We start from the raw sequence: 17,634 nt of genomic DNA on the forward strand, positions 1-17,634 counted from the left end.
CCTCACGGGACGAAGAGTTCGGTGCCGGCGGTGGTCACCGCGCCGTCCGGGCCGGGGGCGGCGGTGCCGGCGGCGACCAGGCCACCGGCCGCCAGTACCCGGCCGTCGGCCAGGGCGAGGGCGGCGAAGTCCGCACGGCCCCGGTCCAGGGAGCCGGTGGCGGTCCACCGGCCGGTGGCCGGGTGAAAGCGGAGCACGCTACGGTGGGCGGCGGTGGCCGAGGGGCCGCTCGTACCGCCCACGACCAGGACCTCACCCGTGGGCAGGCGCACCGCCCGGTGTCGGCCGCGTCCGGCCGGCATGTCCGCCGCGGGTGTCCAGGTGTCGGCGACCGGATCGTAGATCTCCGCGGAGGCCTGGCTGCGCCCGCTGATGCGGCCGTTGCCGGGGAGCAGGACGGGGTCGCCGCCGGTGACCAGGATCCGACCGTCCGCCAGGACGGTCGCCTGGTGTCCGGACCGGGGGGTGTGCAGGCTCGCGGCCGGGGTCCAGGTGTCCGTGTCGGGGTCGTAGCGCTCGCAGTAGGCCAGCGGGACGGTGCCGCCCCCGGTGGCCAGGGCGCCGCCGACGACCAGCAGCCGGCCCCCGGGCAGCGGCACCATCCGGTGGCCGGACCGGGCGTCGGTCATCGGCGCGGCCGCCCGCCACCGGTCGCGGGCCGGCTCGTAGACCTCGGCCGAGGCCAGCGTGCGGCCGTCCCGGGTACCGCCGGCTACCAGCAGCCCGCCCTTGGGCAGCGGGAGGGCCGCATGGTCGGTACGTCCCGCCAGCGGGGCTTCGTTCGTGGCCCGCCAGCCACCGGCCACCGGGTCGTAGAGCTCGGCGGAGGCCAGCTCGGTACCGGCGGGTCCGGAGCCGCCCGCGACCAGCACCCGGCCGTCGGCGAGCCGGGTCGCGCAGTGGCCGCGGCGGGCGGTGAGCAGCGGCGGGGCCGCGGTCCAGGCGGTGGTCACCGGGTCGAACAGGCCGGCCGTGGCCACCGGAGCCCCGGTGGCGTCGGCGCCCCCGGCGAGCAGTACCGCCCCACCGGCCAGCAGGACCGGCTCCGCGCCGAAGACCGCGGCGGGCGCGGGCGTGGCCGCCGCCGTCCAGGTCCCCGGGGTCCGTGGCCGCTCCCGGGCGTCCGAGACCGGGATGACGTGCAGCCTCCCGGCGAGGCGGGGGTCGGAGTCGGTCCACCGGGCGAGCGCGTCGGCCGCGGCGGCGGGGCTGCGGAAGTCGGCGGCGGGGGGCAGCGGGGCGTCCGGGAGCTGGGGCGGGAAGGCCTGGGCGTTGTTGCGGGTGTGCGCCACCACGTACCGCTGTCCCGCCGCCCGGACGGTCTGCTCCTGCGGCAACGGCCGGCGGCGGCTCGCGTCGGTACGGGAGAGCGGCGAGCGGCTCGTACTGCTGCCCTCGAGCAGCCGCCCGAAGACGGCGGGGCTGACACTGACGAGCCTGCGCCCGGGCGGCGGCGCGGGCTCGTCGGCCACCGCCCGCGCGGATCCGGCCGCGGGCACGGTCTGGTTGACCTCCCGCGCCTTCCGGTCGACGACGATCGCCTCGTAGCGGGCGCTGCGCCGCACGACCCGGGGCGCGTCCAGCACCCCTTCGACCGCGGCGAGTTCGACTCCGGCGTCCTGCTCCTCGTAGGCGGGCCGGGAGAGTTTCGCGGCGTCGTCCATGTCCTGGAACTGGGCCATGGGGAACTTCTCGCCGGTGTCGGAGAGCTTGACGAGTTTGCTGTTCGGGTCCGGTTCGATGAGGAACCGCTGTCCGTCGCTCGCCTGCTGGGCTCCGACCTTGTCCACGCGTACGTCGAGCGGTACCACCCGCTGGGCCACGAACAGGGTGCCACGCGGGTGCAGGACGAGGCCGTCGGCGGAGGTCAGGTCCCGCAGGGTGACCAGGGTACGGATGCCTCCGTCCGGGAGCCGGGTGGTCCAGCCCTCGGTGCGACGGACCTCGTTCTCCAGCAGGGCGAGGACCTCGACGGGCGGCAGGGTGGTGTGGTGGGCCTCGCCCCACTCGATGTCGAAGTCGGCGGAGATCTCGAAGAACAGCAGGGAGATGGAGCCGCGGCCGCGGGCGCGGAAGGGCGAGGGGCCTTCCAGGATGAAGTCGAGCGAGATGCCGAACAGGCCGACGCCGAAAGCCTTGAGGGAGACGTGGGCGGAGATGGAGATGACGAAGGCGAACGGCGAGAACCGGAACAGCGCGTCGAAGGAGAGTCCGCCCTCGATGCCGAAGTCGTCGAAGCCGAGGCGGAGTTCGGCCCGGGCACCGAACTGGACGGTGTTGCTGGTGACGGCGAAGTAACCCGAGATCCGGATCAGCTGGCCCGGCCGGTTGAGGATGTCCACCGAGATCCGCTCGGGGACCGGGAAGGGCAGCTCCGGCGCACGGAAGGAGGGGTGGAAGCCGCCGACGCTGAGCACGAGTTGGGGGTCGTCGCCCCAGGAGACGAGCAGCCCCATCCCGCCGGTGATGGTGATGCTGAGGATGCGGGAGTCGAAGAGGTGGGCGTAGAACCACAGCCGGGACTTGTCGACCTCCAGGGCGCCGACGAACTGGACCTGGATGACCACCAGGGGCAGCTGCTCGCTGGGCAGGACACAGCTGAGCACTCCGAGGACGGCGATGTTGCCGGGCGGGATCTCGACGACGATGCCGAGCGAGATCCGCAGCAGCGCGGGGGTGCCCCAGCCGATCTTCGCCATGGGTCCGACGAGGAAGGTGCCGTCTTCGGGAGGGAAGAAGGCGCGCAGATCGCTGAGGATCCGTGGCGCGTTGGCGACGACGTCCTTGGGGAACATCACCGATTCGATGGCGCCGGAGCGGACGCCGGCGACCAGCGCCTGAAGGTCCATGCCGCGATTGAGGCCGATCAGTCCGCCCACCGCGAGCAGCGAGAAGCCGAAGCCGAGCTGGATCCCGCCACCACCGAACTCGGCGGCGATGACCATCAGCAGGGAGAAGCCGCGGCTGCCGTCCGGCATCCGGGTACTGATGAGGCCGACGGCCTTGAGGGCGACGATCCCGGCGAAGTCGAGTTCCAGGGCGCCCGCGTACTCGCCGCGGTCAGGGTCGAAGGACAGGTAGCCGCCGCCCTTGACGATGCCCGCGTCCACCGAGAGCCCGGCACCCTTGGGCGGTTTGAACCCGAGGCCCACTTCGACCGGGCCGAGGTTGCCGTCGTTGTCCGGCCGGAACGCCAGCCGGGCGGTGAGACCGATGTCCTCGACCACCGCCTGGACCGGCCCGAGCGCGGCCCGGAAGGTCGCTCCGAGCGCCACCGGCAGGGCGTCGCCGGAGGGCGTGGCGCAGATGCTGAGGGCCTGGATACGGACGGGTCCGAGCTCCAGCCGGGTCGGGATCCGGATCTCCAGGGCGGCGTTGCCGCGGAAGGAGAAACCGTCGCGGTGGGAGACCGCGAGAGTGAGGTCCGCGCCGAGGGTGAATCCCTCACGGGGCAGGACGCTCGCGACGAACCCGTCGGCGTCGCCCGGGCTGAGGACGAACTCCAGTCCGTTCAGATGGAATTCGGCGTAGACGTCGGTGCCGCCGGAGTCCAGGCGCACTCCGCCGCCGCCGGCGAGGCCGCGGAACTGGAGCCGGGTGCCGTCGGCCGACCCGACGAGGAGGACGGGGTCGCCGTCGGCCCGCGCGCGTTCCACGACGGCTTCGAGGGCGCCGTCGAGCCGTACCGGCGTGCCGTCCCCGGCTTCGAACCCTGCCACGGTCTCGATCGGCTGCCCCGGCCGGAACCGCAGGGCCACCCCTCCCTGGAGGTCGAGCTCGGTACGGACGGTCAGCGCGATGTCGTCTCCGAGCGGGATCCGTACGCCGAGCCGGCCCTCGTACGAGGGCAGCAGGGCCAGACCGCCGGGGCGGTCGCCGTCGGGCGGCAGCTCCAGCAGCCGGATCTCGGCGGTGTGGCTGTCCTCCCCGCTCTCGTCGGGCTGCTCCAGCAGGGCGGCGCGCAGGAAGGGCACCGGCGGCTCGGCCGGCTGGAGCTCGGTGCCGTGGACGGACTGGACGGTCCAGTCCTCGGCGTAGCCGCTGGCGGTGTGCGCGCCGAGCGAGTGCAGCAGGTTGTCGATCTGGTCGGCGAACTCCGCGTAGTCGAAGTCGGGCCCACCCCAGCCGTGGGCGTCCTTCAGGACCGCCGCCGGATCGGTGAGCACCCGGGGCAGATCGGTCAGGTCGAGGGTGAGGCGGGTGTGTTCGGGGCGGTTCCCGGCGGGGGGCACGTACCGGGACTTGACCACGCCGAGGGCGCGCAGCGCGAACCCGAGGGCGGGGCGGTGACGCTGGAGGTGGCCGATCACCAGGTGGTCGATCAGCTGCTTCGGGAAGTGCTCCCTGAAGCCGTCCGCGCGCAGGTGCTCGGGGACCGCCTCGTCGGGAGCCGAAGCAATGGCCCGGATCCCGCCGACCAGGGCTTGGACCGCACCGAGCACACGGGGTACGTCGTCGGCGCCGAAGCCTCCGTCGACCAGCCCGCGCAGGGTCTCGGTGAGGGTGTCCACGCCGGTACGCAGGGCCGCCAGGGGCTGCGGGATCTCCGGGGCGTACCAGCCGAGCTCCCGCAGCAGCCCGGTGCAGCTCTGCGGCGAGGTGAGCGCCGAGCTCAGCGGGACCAGCGCCAGGCCGATCTCGGCGAGCATGACTTCGAACGTGCCCGGCCGGCTCATCGGCCCCGCCCGGGGTAGAACCTGCGGCTGATCGTGGCGTGGTGGCTCGGGTCGATGCGGTTGACGATCAGCCACATGCAGACGAAGCAGAAGGACCCGGCGTCCCCGACGCGTCCGCCGTTGCGCATCTTGCAGGCTCCGGCGGGCCGGTAATGGGCACCCGCGTAGCGGTTCCCGCCTTCGAAGATGCCGACCAGGGTACGGCGGAGTTCGTTCGCGGCGAGGCCGGTGATCCGCTTCGGGGTGTCGGGATCGTCCCTCGGGGCGCTGTGGTCGAGGTTGTTGTTGAGCGGATCGGGGTGCTGCCGCAGGAACGCCAGGACACGGTTGTCCGCGACGGTGAGGGGCGTGCCGGAACCGTCCTTGAGCGGGACGTAGAGCACTGATCCGGCGCCGAACAGGTCAGGGGCGCCGGCCTGGCCGGTCAGGACGAGGACTCCGCTGTCGCCCTGGACGGGTTCGATGTCCAGGCCTTCCAACAGTGCCCCGGAGAGCGGAAGCTGCTCGCCGTACCGGGTGATCCTGAACGCCCGCAGGGACACCTTGCTCGCACGGGGCCCGCCCTTCTGGAGCGCACGCCACACGGCGAGCTGGCCCGGGTCGACCTGCACTTTGATCCCCGGCGGGTTGTCGCTGGGCTCGCTGTCCTTGAGCAGCCGTGCCGAGTGCCTCATGCGCGGCAGTGTCAGCCATTTGACGAGGTCGAGGTTGATGTCCCGCCCGGGGTGGGCGTGCAGGCGGACATGGCCGAGGCGGGTGAGGTTGTCGTGGACCAGGTCGCCGGGCTCGTTGCCCTCGCCGTCGTCGGGGAACTCCTCGTACTCGTCCCCCAGGTTGAAGGAGTGGCCGAACTCGTGGGCGAGGACGTTGACGATGTGGCCGGCCTTGAACTTCCTGGGGTCGGGCGCGGGGACGGTGCGGTGCATGACCGCGGGGTCGATGTCGGACGTGGTGTCGTACTGGAAGAAGATCTTGGGGGCCCATCCGAGGGTGTTGAGGGTCATGGTGCGGCGGTTGGTGTTGATGGGGCGGCCCTGGTAGTCGTACGCGACGAGCGCGATCAGGGCCCTGCTGCGCCGCAGTCCTTCGCCCTCCGGCTCCCAGACGTGGCCGATGTTGCCGTGGACGTGCAGGTGCGCGTTCACGTAGCCCAGTCCCTGCGCGTAGGTGAGGACGGAGTTCAGCGGACTGGTGCGGCCGGGGCCGAAGAGTTCCGGGGGGTGCCGGCGCGGGTCGAGTGTCAGGAGCCCGGTGGACCCGGTGTCCCAGAACTCGTAGACGCGCTTGACGAAGGCCTTCATGATGTCGCTTACCGAGTCCAAACCCGGAATCGGTACCGGCCCCTCGGCGCCGACGATCCGGTCCGCCGGCCGGCGGCCCATCATCACGCCGAAGAAGCTGTTCCTGGCCTGGAGGATGCCCAGGGAGCGGTGTGTCTTCCAGGCCTTGAGCAGCTTGGCACTGACCCGTTCGGGTTTGAAGTCATGCAGTTGCTGGCCGCTCCACAGGTGCACCGGGTCGGTGGTCCGGGAGTCGATGCGCGGCGGCAGTCCGACTCTCCTCACCAGCTGGTCCATGGTGTAAGGGCGCCGATCGGGCGGGGTGCCGGGACGGACCGGCCCAACCGTGTTCTCGAACGGGATCAGCGTTCCGCTCGGCAGTGCCGGATCCAGGGTGTCGGTGACCCGGTTCCCGCAGGTGATGCCGCGTTCGAAGGACTCCTGGAAGGCGCTGAAGACGTTGAACCGCTCCTTGAGGGTGCCGTAGGGCTCATGGCGGCGTTGCCCGAACAGCTGGGCCTTGGTCTTCTGGGCCACCTCGTTGAAGACGGCCTGGTCGGCGGCGCTTCCCTCGAATCCCTCGGCCAGGATCAGGATGTTCTGCATGTCGTCGACGTCCGAGTGCTGCCACAGCTGGTGCTCCTTGAGGACGAACCGCTCCTTGCGGTAGTCGGCGACGTCGACCTGCACCTTCCGCTCCGGGAGCGTGCCGAGCCGCCCGCTGACGGATACGAAGTCGGGCGGATCCTCCGGCCGTTGCGGCTTCGGCGTCTCGACCAGACCGCGCAGCCGCCCGTGCGGAGTGATCTCCACCCGCTGGGGGTTCTCCGAGGTCAGCGTCACGTATCCGTGCCCGCTGATGTCGCCGATGAGGTCCGCGGCGTTGTTGTCGTCACTGAACCGGGCGTAGATGGTCGGCAGCGCGTGCCCGAACACGGGGTCGAGGGCGGTGGTCAGGGTGTTGTTCCCGAACCACCACTTCTCCAGCCGCTGGTGCACCTGGAGCCGGCCGACCAGGTAGAGGTCCCCGACCCCGAGCTGGAAGAGGAACACACCCGGAGCCTTGGGCTGCACCACGCCGTTCTCATCGACGGTCGGCACGTCGTCGAACCGATGCCCGGTGTCCTGGTAGGGCGCCATGAACCCATACGTGCAGTCGGCGCGCGGTACTTCGGTGAGGGTGTACGGCTCGACGACACCGGGTTTGTCCGTGCGCCTGAACACGCGCAGGGTGAGCGGCGGCGCCCCCGTGAGAGCGACGTGGAGATCGCAGTGCGGAAGAAGTACCAGATCGACGATCTCATCCGCCATACCGACCCTCGCAGCCCGTGGTCCCGCGCGACTCCGCCACTGATCATTCAGGAGCCTGAAGGGGCAAGTCAAGGCATATGCCATAGATGTGACATTCGGTAAAAATGACTACATTTCGCTCCCCCGTTCACAGCCAGCCGCAGCGCTGCGCCTGGAGGGCCATCTGGAAGCGGTTCTCGGCGCCCAGGCGGGCCATCAGGATCTGGAGCCGGCGGAAGAACGTGCGGCGGCTGACGCCCAGTTCACGGGCGATGGCCTCGTCGCTCGCGCCTCCGGCGAGGAGGCGGAGCAGGCGGCGGTCGGCCGGCGGCAGGCCGGCCGGGCGGGTGGCGCGGCCGTGCAGGGGCAGGGCCGTCTGCCAGGTCTGCTCGAACAGGGCGATCAGTGCGGAGAGCAGACCGCACGGCTGTACCACCAGCATCGTGTTGTGCACGTCCGCCTCCCTGATCGACAGGGACACCAGCGCGTACGCCTCGTCGATGATCACCAGCTTGACCGGCACCGACGGCGCCACCTTGGCCTGCTCGCCCGCCTCGATGCACGGTTCGATGGCCGTCTCCAGCTGCCCGGGCACCTCCAGCGAGGCCTTCGAGTAGACGACCCGCTGCGTCACGCCGCGGGCGAGTGTCGCCAGCGCGTCGTCGGTGGCGCCGGCCAGCGGGAAGTACGGCGGCGAGTCCAGCTGCCGGATCTGCTCGCGGGCGCTGGCCCACGCGTGGCGCATCCGCGGGCCGATGGCGTCACCGGTCACCACCTCGACGAGGTTGTCGTTGTACGCCGCGAGCCGCTGGCGCCGGAACGACTCGAACGCACCGCCCACGGTGATACGCGACTCCTCCAGCTCCGCCGCCCGGTGCCGGGCGAGGATCTCCAGGCCCGCGGCGGGTGGCACGGGCGCCACCACGTCCGCTCCCTCCCCCGCGGCACTCGCCAGCCCGGCATCGACCAGCTCGCCGTACGCCGCGGCGAGCCCGGCGCTGTCCAGTCCGGCCGCCGCCCCGATCGCGCCGAGCGGAGCGGGGGCCAGTTCCAGGAGTGCCAGGTACACGCGGCCCGCCACCGGATCGATCCCCAGCAGCCGTAGGGCCTCGCCCAGTTTCGTGTTCGCCATGCACCGCATTATCGACGCCCGCGGGACAGGAGTGGCCGATCAGTGCCACTGGCACGGCTCGGCCCCTTGGTCGCGCCGTTCCGCAGTACCGTCCGGGAGTCGCCGAGGCCTCGCGCGGCAGTCGAACCCATCCGGAAGAAGGTGCACGACGTGGCGAAGGGTCGGAAGAACGGCCTCTACTCGGGGGTCTCCGAAGAACTGTCCGCTCTGATGAAGACGGGCTGGGCCGACACCGAGCGGCGTGACCTCCCGCTCGGCGAGCAGGCTCCGTACGCGGCCCGCCGCCGCGCCGCACTCTCCGCGCGCTTCCCCGGCGAGCGGCTGGTGATCCCGTCCGGCAGCCTCAAGGCCCGCTCGAACGACGACACCTACCCGTTCCGCCCGTACTCCGGCTACGTCCACATGACCGGGGACCAGGCCCGCGACGGCGCGCTCGTCCTCGAACCCCGCCCGGACGGCGGCCACGACGCGTACTGCTACCAGCTGCCGCGGGACGGCCGGGACACGGACGAGTTCTGGCTCGGCTACACCGCCGAGCTGTGGATGGGCCGGCGGCCCTCCCTCGCCGAGTCCGAGCGGCTGCTCGGACTGACCTGTCGCGACGTCCGCGCCGCGGCAAGCGACCTGACCGCCGCCCCTGACGCGCCCACCCGCATCGTCCGCGGCGTCGACCCGGCGCTGGAGGCCGCCGTCACCACCGACCGGGAGCGCGACACCGAACTCGAGGAGGCTCTGAGCGAGCTCCGCCTCATCAAGGACGCGTGGGAGATCGGCGAGATGCGCAAGGCGGTGGACTCCACCGTTCGCGGTTTCACCGACTGCATGGGCGAGCTCTCGCGGGCGGTCGCGTCCTCCGAGCGGTGGATCGAGGGCACCTTCTTCCGCCGCGCGCGGGTGGAGGGCAACTCCGTCGGATACGGCTCGATCTGCGCCGCGGGCGACCACGCCACGATCATGCACTGGACCGACAACGACGGACCGGTGCGCCCCGGCGACCTGCTCCTGCTCGACGCCGGCGTGGAGACGCACACCCTCTACACGGCCGACGTCACCCGCACCCTGCCGATCAGCGGCACGTTCACGCCCGTGCAGCGACAGGTGTACGACGCGGTGTACGAGGCCCAGGAGGCGGGCATGGCCGCCGTGAAGCCGGGGGCCGCGTACCGCGACTTCCATGTGGCGGCGCAACGGTACCTGGCGGAGAAGCTGGTCGAGTGGGGCTTCATCGAGGGCCCGGCGGACCGCGCGTACGAACTCGGTCTGCAGCGCCGCTTCACCATGGCCGGCACCGGCCACATGCTCGGCCTGGACGTCCACGACTGCGCCGAGGCCCGCAACGAGGAGTACGTCGACGGCGTGCTGGAGCCGGGCATGGTGCTCACGGTGGAGCCCGGCCTGTACTTCCAGCCGGACGACCTCACGGTGCCCGGGGAATGGCGCGGCATCGGAGTCCGGATCGAGGACGACCTGCTGGTGACGGCAGACGGCCACGAGAACCTGTCGGCGGGTCTGCCGCGCTCGTCGGACGAGGTCGAGGCGTGGATGGCCCGCGTGGCGGGCTGACGGCAAAAACAGTCCGTGCCCTTGCCGGGGCAGTCGAACTCGTCGACGATGCTCCACGACCCCGGCCGCCCCGGCACCCCACCTGCCCGGCCGGGCATCGGACAACAGGAGAGACAGTGACGAAGAACAGCAGTCCAAGCAAGCGCTCCGCGGCGGCGGCAGCACTCGTACCGCTCTTCGTGCTCGCCGGGCTGCTGCTGGGCCCCGCGGCGACCACCGCGGCAGCCACTCCGGCCGCGCGGCAGGCGCCCGCAGCGGCGGCGCTCCCGCACGACGCCCTCGCGGTCAGTGCCGACGCGGCAACCGGGCTGCGCGCGCCGATGTCGTCCCAGGCCCGGGCAACCACCGGCACCAAGAAGGGCAAGAAGAGCAAGAAGAAGGGCGGGTTCTTCGGGAAGCTCGTCATCATCGCGATCGTCGTGATCGTGCTGCTCCTGGTCCTGTACGGGGTCCGCCGGGCCCTGCGCCGCAGGTCCGCCTAGTCACCGCACCCGGGCGAGGAAGAGGTCGCTGAACAGGGTCATCGCGATGCCGCCGCCGTGGGCATCCAGGACCTGCGCGGTTTCGGCGAGGACCTGTGCGCGCCGGTCGGAGGGCAGGACGCGATAGCGGGAGAGCGAGGCCAGATGTCCCACGTAGCGGTCGGTGTCGTAGTACTGGTCCTGCCGGTACCGGACCGCACGCAGATCCGTGAAGCGGCCGTCGCGGCGGCACTCGTCCTCGGGCCGGCCCGGCTGACCGGCCCAGCAGCCGCGTAGGTCGCCGTAAGAAGACGCCGGCTCACGTGCGGTGCGCCGGCGATCCCGTGGCGGCTGTCGACCCCGGCCAGGGCAGCGTGCAATTCCCCGTCACGGACGCCCTGCGGGTTCCAGAACAACGCCACCGCGCCGCCCGGCGCAAGGGCAGCGTGTGCCAGATCCCAACGCCGCTCCGGATCCGTCCCATGCCAGGACGTGGCGGCGAAGACCAGCCTGAAGCGGGGGCCGTCCGGCTGCCAGTCCTCGAAGGCGCCGACGTGAACCCGCACCTGCGGATGGTTCACGGTGTTGCGGCGCAGCGCCTCCGCCATGCGCGGGTCGGGCTCGATGCACACCAGCGGCGTGCCCGCCGCTGCGAACGGCACCGTGGCCTTGCCGGTCCCCGCGCCGACCTCCACCGCCGTATACGGTCGCCCAGGGCCGCGTACGCCAGTACCTCCGCGACCAGAGCGTCCGAATATCCCGGGCGAGCGGCATCGTAGAGCTCGGCCACCTCGCCGAACACCTGGCTGCGTGCCATGTCGACCTCGTCCTCCACGGTCATGCGCCTCCCCCATCGACAAGTGGCCAACCTACGAGGCCAGGGCCGGGCGCGCCGCATCGTTTCTCCGGGTGAAACGCGCACCCGGTCGGGTGATCCCGCGCCCCCGCCCTGTCGCGCGCCCGGCTCCGGCGGCTAGACAGCATGCCTGTGATCAAGGAACTGCCCGGGGCCCGGACGCGCCGCCGCTTGTGCCGGGCCGGACGGCTGCCGACCGCCCTGGCCCTGGCCTGCGTGCTCCTGACGGGCTGCGCCGCCCGAGGTGCGGGGCCGGCCAGCGGCCCGGACGAGCTGATCAAGGCCGCCGCGCAACGCCTCACCGACGCGTGCCTGATCCGCCAGGGCCTCGTTCCGCCCCGCGGCGGGCCGGGGCGGCAGCCCGGTACCGACGACGCGCGGGTCAGCGCGGCCCTGTTCGGGGCGGGTCCGACCGAGCTGTCGGTTGCCCTGCCCACCGGTTACGTCGTCCGCGCCCACACCGACGGGTGCCTGGCCGCCGCCCAGCAGCGGCTGTACGGGGACCAGCCCGGCTGGTTCCGCGCCTCGGTCGTCGTCAACAACCTCCGGCCCGAGGCCGCCCACACCCACCGGGACATCGCCGAGGTCAGGGCCCGCCACCGCGCCGAGATCGCCGACTGGCAGCGGCTGCGCGCCCACGCCCTCACCGAGGCCACCACCGTTCTCAAGACCCCACCCACAACGTAAGGAAACCCACCCGCATGAAGCGCTTCACCACCCTCCTCGCGACCGCCGTGGTATCCGCCGCCGCGATCCTGTCCACCTCGGCCGCCGCAGAGGCGGCGGAGTGCCGGAGCGGCTACTTCTGCGTCTGGACGGACGCCAACTTCGACGGGCTGAAGATCGAACACAGCGGCGACGACCGCTGGTGGGAGGGCGACATGTCCAATGTCGACTCCTCCTGGGCGAACCACGGCGTCTCCGGCCCCGGCGTGCCAGACCACGTCAAGGTGTACGACGGCCGTGAGCTGACCGGCGCTGTCACCCTCTGCCTGGCCCCCGGCCAGGAGGTCGGCTACCACGCGGGTGCGAACGACCGGGGCAGCTCCCACACCTGGTCCACCGACTGCTGACGCCCCGTCAGACCTGGCGGGCGCCGCCGTCCACGAAGAGTTCGATCCCGGTGATGTAGCTGCTCTCTTGTGAGGCGAGGAACAGTGCGGCGGCGGCGACCTCCTCGGGGCGGCCGGGGCGGCCGAGGGGAACGCGTGCCGTCGCCTCCTGGACGACCTCGGCGGGGGCCTGCGCCAGGGAGGCGGTGGCGATCGGGCCGGGGCTGAGCGTGTTGACGCGGATTCCGCGGCCGGCCAGTTCCAGGGCCATGCTGCGGGCCATCGAACGGACGGCGGCCTTCGTCGCGGCGTACACGCCGAAGCGCCTGGACCCGGCGGAGGCGGCTGCCGAGCCGAGCAGGATGATCGAGCCACCGTCCTGGAAGAGGGGGAGGGCGCGCTGGACGGTGAAGAAGGTCGCCTTGAAGTTGAGGTCCGATGTCAGGTCGAACTGTTCCTGCGTGAGGTCGGCGAGTCCGGCCGGCCGGCTGCCTCCGGCGTTGGCCACCAGGATGTCCACGGGGCTGCCCGCCGCCTCCACCGCCGTGTAGAGGCGGGCGAGGTCGGCCTCCCGGGTCACGTCACCCGGGACGGCGATCACCGAGCTGCCCAATGCGTCGGCGGCCGCGGCGAGTTCCGCCTCTCGTCGGCCGGTGAGGAAGACCCGGGCGCCCTCCTGGACGAAACGGGCGGCTATCGCCAGGCCGATGCCGGACGAACCGCCGGTGACCACCGCGACCTTGCCGTCGAGCTGTCCCATACGTCCTCCGCACTGTGGGGCCCCTGAGGGTCAGGCAGCCGCCGGACGAAGTCAAGGGATCCCTCACGAAGGCCCGCAACGGCCGCGGCCCCGCGAGCCGGTGGGCTTGCCGGGCCGCGGCCTGTCCGAGGGGTCAGGGACAGGTGGCCAGGAGGACGGAGACGACCGTGCAGGTGGCGGTCGCGCTGTCGTTGAGCGCGTTGGGGTCGGCCGGAGCGGACGCCGTCCGGGTGGCGGTGACCGAGACGCGGCCGAGCGAGAGCAGGCTCAGCGGTACCCGGAACGTCCTGGCGGAAGCAGTGCCACTGGCGATGGTGCCGTAGAGGCAGGTCACGGTGGTCCCCACGGCGGTGCACCCCGGGGACACGGCGGTGGCGGACGAGCCCGGCGGCAGTGTCGCGGTGAGCGTGGCCGAAGTGACCGTACCGGGGCCGGTGTTACGGGCGGTCAGGGTGTAGGTGAGGTACGGGACGAGGAGGCTCAGGCCCGGCTGCGCGGTCAGGTCCACGTCGATGTCGGCGGGCGGGAGCTGGTACGTGTACCGGCCCGCGCCGGCCACGGCGCTGGTGCCGCCGGGCGTGGTGACCTGCACGTCGACGGGACCCGCGGCATGCGCGGGTGCGGTGGCCGTGCACGTGGTGGCGGTGCAGGACAGAGCGCCGGCCGGGTTGCCGGGGCCGAAGGTGAGGGAGGTGGCGCCGCTCAGGCCGGTGCCGCCCACCGTGACGACCGTACCGCCGTCCGTCGTGCCCGCGGACGGGCTGAGTGAGGTCACCACGGGTACGGGGATGTAGGTGTAACGGTCGGCCGGGGACGGGGCACTGGTGCCGCCGGGCGTGGTGGCCTGTACGTCGACCGTTCCGGTCCCGGCCGGTGCGGTGGCGGTGCAGGAGGTCGAGGTGCAGGAGACTCCGGTGGCGGGGTTGCCCGCGCCGAAGGTGATGGCGGCGCCCGCCAGGTTCGTGCCGGTGACCGTCACCGCCGTGCCGCCCGCCGCCAGTCCGGTGTCCGGGCTGATGGCGGTGACCGTGGGCGCGTCGCGGTGGAAGGCGAACACGATCCGGCCGTCCCCGGCGTTGGCCCCGTTGGTCAGGGTGACCGGCGAGCCGGGCACCGTGCCGGAGACGAGGCTGGATCCGCCGCCTCCGCCACCGCCCGCGCCGCCCGTGGTTCCGTACCGGCCGCCGGCTCCGCCCCGGCCTCCGCCGCCGTACCCGGCTCCGCCGCGTCCGCCGGCGCCGGTCGGGCTGAACACTCCCTGCGCGGCGGAGCCGCCGGAGCCGTTCGGGTAGGCGCCCGGGGAGCCGTTCGCGCCCTCGTTGTCCGTGCCGGGCCCTCCGCTCCCTGCCGCCCCGCCGGCGGTGTCGGTGCCCGGGCCTCCGCCCGTACCGCCCTGCGCGTCGGGGACCAGACCGTTGCCGTCGGCGCCCGCGCTGCCGCTGTCACCGCCGGCGGCTCCCGGGAAGGCCGGGGAGCCGATGCCCGGTCCGCCCGCGCCGCCGCCCGAACCCGCCGTCAGCAATGGGGTGTTGGAGGCCGTGGTCACCGCGACGAGGGCACCGCCGGACCCGGGCGCGCCGAACTGCGAGTTCGCGGAGGCGTTGGCGCCACGTCTGCCGACGGTGACGTTGAACGTCTGCCCGGGAGTCGCGGGGACGGTCGCCACGAGGTGCGCACCCTTGCCGCCCGGCGTGCCGTCGTAGGCGTTCCCGCCTCCGGCGCCTTCGAGGGTGATCACGGCGCTGGACGCGCCGTCGGGCACGGTGAGGCTTCCGGAACCACCCGCCGTGCAGGTGATCGTGGTGACGGCATCCACCACGACCGGGGCGGCGCACACCCCTTCCGCCGCCGCCGGAACCGCCAGAACCGTCAGGCCGCCCGCGGCCAGCACGGACGACGCGGCCACCACCAGCAGGCGGTTGTGCCACCAGGGTCTTGGCCCGCGCAACACGGCAGTCGATGACATCGAAGTCTCCCCCTCTCGGCTCCGCCCGGCGGCTGGAGCGACGGCCAGGTGATACCGGCGGAAGCATCGCAGCGGCGGACGCGCGGCGTGCGCGAAACGCCCGATCGTTGCGGACGGGGCAGAGACTCGCAGTTGCCTACCGAGGGGCACTCACGGCGGGGTCACGGGCTTCGGATCGCCCGCCAGGCGGACCGTGCTCAGGATCCGCATGACCAACTCGTCACTGACGGCGCCCGGCACGCCCGTACGTCCGTGGAAGTCCCAGGCGACGAAGTCCCCTTTGGAGTTCTTGAAGCCGAAGGAGACGGCCTTGCCGTCACCGTCGCAGCGGGTGGACTGCTGGGCGCCCTCCGAGTGGGCTTTGATGTAGGTCCCCTTCACTCCGTACTTCGTGGTGTACTCCACCGGCTCGTCCCACTTGACGACGGACTTGTCCGGCTGGGTGAAGGCGGCGTACACCCAGGTCGGTGCGGTCTTCTCGGCCACGTCCTCGGTGGATCTGGCGCCGTCGGCGCCTTTGGTTCCGGCGGTGGCGAGGGCGTGGTCGCTGACCACTCCGTCGCCGTTTCCGTCGATGCTGCACCACTTGTGCTTGTAGAACGCGGGCGCCGAGTGCCCGATGAGGACCTTGTCCGGGTCCTTGCTGTCCGAGTAGCCCGCGAACACGCTGGACTCGGCGACCTCCCAGCCCTGCGGGACGTCGAAGGCGGTGCCGTGTTCGGGGTTGACCACCGTCTTCCACCCCTCGGTCGAGGCGGCTGTGGCGGCGTCCTCGGCCCGGTGGTACATCGCAACGGCCCCGGCGGCGGCCGCGGTCGCGGCCAGCGCCGTCACCGCGTAGATCCCGATGACGATCCTCCACCTCGCGGCGTCCTGCGGATTGCGCACCCTGCCCCTCCTCCTTGCATGCCTGGTCGTGTACGTGACTACTTGCCGAAGGACAGGAGCGCGCGGCTCGCCTTCTTGGGCTCCGAGGTGTAGACCCTGCCGTTGAGCAGGAACAGCCGTCCGCCCGCCCAGGCGACGCGCAGGCTGGTGGTGTAGAAGACGCTCTCGGCACCGGCGGCCGCGGCCGGGCTCTGCAGGACGGGCTGTGTGGAGCCGTCGGCCGGGGCCAGGGAGACGACCGAGGCCGATTCCCCGCTGCCGGGCGAGACGTACACGACGACCCTGCCGTTCTCGATGGCGAGCGGCCATACGGTGCGGCCCTTGGGCTGCCCGGCGGTGCGCCACTTCTCCTTGCCGGTGTTCAGGTCGACGGCGACGACCTGGTTGGTCGCGTCGATGCCGAGTTCCTTGCCCTGCTTGCCCGCGCCGATGTACAGCGTGTCGGCGTCGGCCACTGCGGCGTAGCAATCCTGGAAGCCGCCGGAGTTGCCCCAGCCGTTGCACCGGCCGCTCACCCCGAACGTCGCTTCGCCCTGCGAGCGGACCTTGCCGTCCGGGGTGAAGGCGATGATGTGCCAGATGTTGCGCTCCTTGTGGTACGCGGCTACCACGATCGGGTCCGCCGACAGTACCCGGCCGAGCTTCCATCCCTTGTCGAACATGTGGCTCCACCTGGCGGTGCCCGTCGCCGGGTCCAGTTCCTGGAGCACAACCTGGTCCTGGTCGAGACAGGTGCGCGCGGCGAGCAGGCGCGGGCCACCGGCGAACATGTTCACGTAGCAGCCGCTCTCGGTCGCCGTGGCGAAGAGCTTGTGACCGTCGGCGACCGAGAAGGCGCTCGCACTGCCCGTCCGGCCGACGGCGACGGTATCGCCGGTGATCGCCAGCTCGAACGTCCCCGTGAAGTCGTACCGGTTCTCCTGGGGCACCGGCGCCTTCCACCCGGCCTTGCCCGTGGTCAGGTCGATCTGCTGGAGATCCGTACAGTTCGAGGAACCCGAGTCCTTCTCCTGGAGACCGAGGACCAGCTTGCCGTCAGCGGACGGAGCCCGCGGAGCTCCACAGATCGGCGTCGGGAGCGGGATCTTCCACTTCTCCTGCCCGTCGGCCACCGCGTATCCGGCGACCTCCTTGAACATCGCCCTGACCACCACGTCGCCCACCCGCCACGGGCCGAACTGCGAGACTCCCCCGCCCGCCACGTCGGTCTGGTTGTCGCGGAACCAGACGCGGGCCTCACCTGGCTTGATGTCGACGTTGGGATCGTAGACATCCCGTCCGACACCGGGGCCCTTGCCGTCGCCCTGATCGACCGAGGCCGAACCCGACGGCGCGGGCGCCGTCGTGCCGTGCTGCGCGAGCCGGTGGCCGCCGTCGGTGCGGACCGTGACGAAGACGCCGCCTCCGATGGCGAGCAGGACCGCGACCAGCACCGCGAGCACCACCGTGCCCGGCCGGTCGGCGAACAGGTCGCGGGACGGGGCGGGCGTCGCGGGGTCCTCCGGCCGCGGCTGCGGCCCGAAGGCGCCGTGGACGGCGGGGTCGATCGGGGGCCCGAATCCGACGGGCGCCGACGGCAACTGTCCGCCAGGGGTTGGCTGTTCACCAGAGGTGCGACCGGTCATGGGGAGAGTCTGTCCCGGACGCCGAAATTCTAGAATAGATTTTTAGACTACTTGGCGATCTACGCAACCCAGTTCGTCAGCGGCC

The 17,634-nt window shown here is 72.0% G+C and carries 13 protein-coding genes and 1 pseudogene; 5 read left to right on the forward strand and 9 right to left on the reverse strand.

Translation table 11 applies throughout. The features are described 5' to 3' along the window. Positions 1-2: 2 nt before the first annotated feature. The 3 genes from ACGFYU_RS05985 to ACGFYU_RS05995 all read right to left on the reverse strand — a co-directional run bounded on the left by ACGFYU_RS05985 (position 3) and on the right by ACGFYU_RS05995 (position 8,378). Positions 3-4,649 carry a DUF6603 domain-containing protein gene (locus ACGFYU_RS05985; protein ID WP_393826040.1) on the reverse strand — a complete coding sequence of 1,549 codons (4,647 nt, stop codon included), beginning with the start codon at positions 4,647-4,649 and terminating at the stop codon, positions 3-5. A 23-nt stretch (positions 4,650-4,672) separates the two neighbouring features. Beyond that, the gene (locus tag ACGFYU_RS05990; RefSeq protein WP_393826041.1) at positions 4,673-7,267 is read right to left on the reverse strand and encodes a hypothetical protein; all 2,595 of its coding nucleotides are present in this window, start codon (positions 7,265-7,267) and stop codon (positions 4,673-4,675) included. 127 nt (positions 7,268-7,394) lie between these two features. After that, on the reverse strand, positions 7,395-8,378 hold the full coding sequence (locus ACGFYU_RS05995; RefSeq protein ID WP_393826042.1) for a LuxR family transcriptional regulator: 984 nt from the start codon (positions 8,376-8,378) through the stop codon (positions 7,395-7,397). Positions 8,379-8,528: 150 nt separating this feature from the next. Between ACGFYU_RS05995 and ACGFYU_RS06000 the strand changes: the two genes are divergently transcribed. Then, positions 8,529-9,941 (forward strand): aminopeptidase P family protein, encoded by a 1,413-nt coding sequence (locus ACGFYU_RS06000; protein ID WP_393826043.1) that lies wholly within the window; start codon positions 8,529-8,531, stop codon positions 9,939-9,941. Between the two features lie 116 nt (positions 9,942-10,057). After that, positions 10,058-10,423, forward strand: a complete 366-nt coding sequence (locus ACGFYU_RS06005; protein WP_393826044.1) for a hypothetical protein — start codon at positions 10,058-10,060, stop codon at positions 10,421-10,423. Here the strand turns inward: ACGFYU_RS06005 and ACGFYU_RS06010 are convergent, their stop codons facing one another. Beyond that, the gene (locus ACGFYU_RS06010; protein WP_393826420.1) at positions 10,424-10,576 is read right to left on the reverse strand and encodes a hypothetical protein; all 153 of its coding nucleotides are present in this window, start codon (positions 10,574-10,576) and stop codon (positions 10,424-10,426) included. Between ACGFYU_RS06010 and ACGFYU_RS06015 the strand changes: the two genes are divergently transcribed. Then, positions 10,568-10,699 (forward strand): hypothetical protein, encoded by a 132-nt coding sequence (locus ACGFYU_RS06015; protein WP_393826421.1) that lies wholly within the window; start codon positions 10,568-10,570, stop codon positions 10,697-10,699. The two genes, ACGFYU_RS06010 and ACGFYU_RS06015, sit on opposite strands and share 9 nt — an antisense overlap. A 131-nt stretch (positions 10,700-10,830) precedes the next feature. On the opposite strand, the pseudogene ACGFYU_RS06020 reads toward ACGFYU_RS06015, so the two are convergent. Then, positions 10,831-11,256: pseudogene (locus tag ACGFYU_RS06020) on the reverse strand (class I SAM-dependent methyltransferase); the annotation flags it as partial. Between the two features lie 128 nt (positions 11,257-11,384). Here ACGFYU_RS06020 and ACGFYU_RS06025 point away from each other — a divergent pair. Both ACGFYU_RS06025 and ACGFYU_RS06030 read left to right on the forward strand, forming a co-directional pair. After that, the gene (locus ACGFYU_RS06025; protein ID WP_393826045.1) at positions 11,385-11,945 is read left to right on the forward strand and encodes a hypothetical protein; all 561 of its coding nucleotides are present in this window, start codon (positions 11,385-11,387) and stop codon (positions 11,943-11,945) included. A 14-nt stretch (positions 11,946-11,959) separates the two neighbouring features. Further along, on the forward strand, positions 11,960-12,331 hold the full coding sequence (locus ACGFYU_RS06030; protein WP_393826046.1) for a peptidase inhibitor family I36 protein: 372 nt from the start codon (positions 11,960-11,962) through the stop codon (positions 12,329-12,331). A gap of 7 nt (positions 12,332-12,338) precedes the next feature. Here ACGFYU_RS06030 and ACGFYU_RS06035 read toward each other — a convergent pair whose 3' ends face one another. From ACGFYU_RS06035 to ACGFYU_RS06050, 4 genes are all read right to left on the reverse strand, one after another. Next, positions 12,339-13,070 carry an SDR family NAD(P)-dependent oxidoreductase gene (locus ACGFYU_RS06035; RefSeq protein ID WP_393826047.1) on the reverse strand — a complete coding sequence of 244 codons (732 nt, stop codon included), beginning with the start codon at positions 13,068-13,070 and terminating at the stop codon, positions 12,339-12,341. Between the two features lie 133 nt (positions 13,071-13,203). Beyond that, positions 13,204-15,036 carry an IPT/TIG domain-containing protein gene (locus tag ACGFYU_RS06040; RefSeq protein ID WP_393826048.1) on the reverse strand — a complete coding sequence of 611 codons (1,833 nt, stop codon included), beginning with the start codon at positions 15,034-15,036 and terminating at the stop codon, positions 13,204-13,206. A gap of 150 nt (positions 15,037-15,186) precedes the next feature. Next, positions 15,187-15,924, reverse strand: coding sequence for a hypothetical protein (locus ACGFYU_RS06045; RefSeq protein WP_393826049.1), 738 nt, complete (start codon positions 15,922-15,924; stop codon positions 15,187-15,189). Positions 15,925-15,962: 38 nt separating this feature from the next. Then, the gene (locus ACGFYU_RS06050; RefSeq protein ID WP_393826050.1) at positions 15,963-17,549 is read right to left on the reverse strand and encodes a PQQ-binding-like beta-propeller repeat protein; all 1,587 of its coding nucleotides are present in this window, start codon (positions 17,547-17,549) and stop codon (positions 15,963-15,965) included. Between the last annotated feature and the right edge of the window lie 85 nt (positions 17,550-17,634).

The sequence above is a fragment of the Streptomyces sp. NPDC048337 genome (assembly GCF_043201175.1).
Classification (GTDB): Bacteria; Actinomycetota; Actinomycetes; order Streptomycetales; family Streptomycetaceae; genus Streptomyces.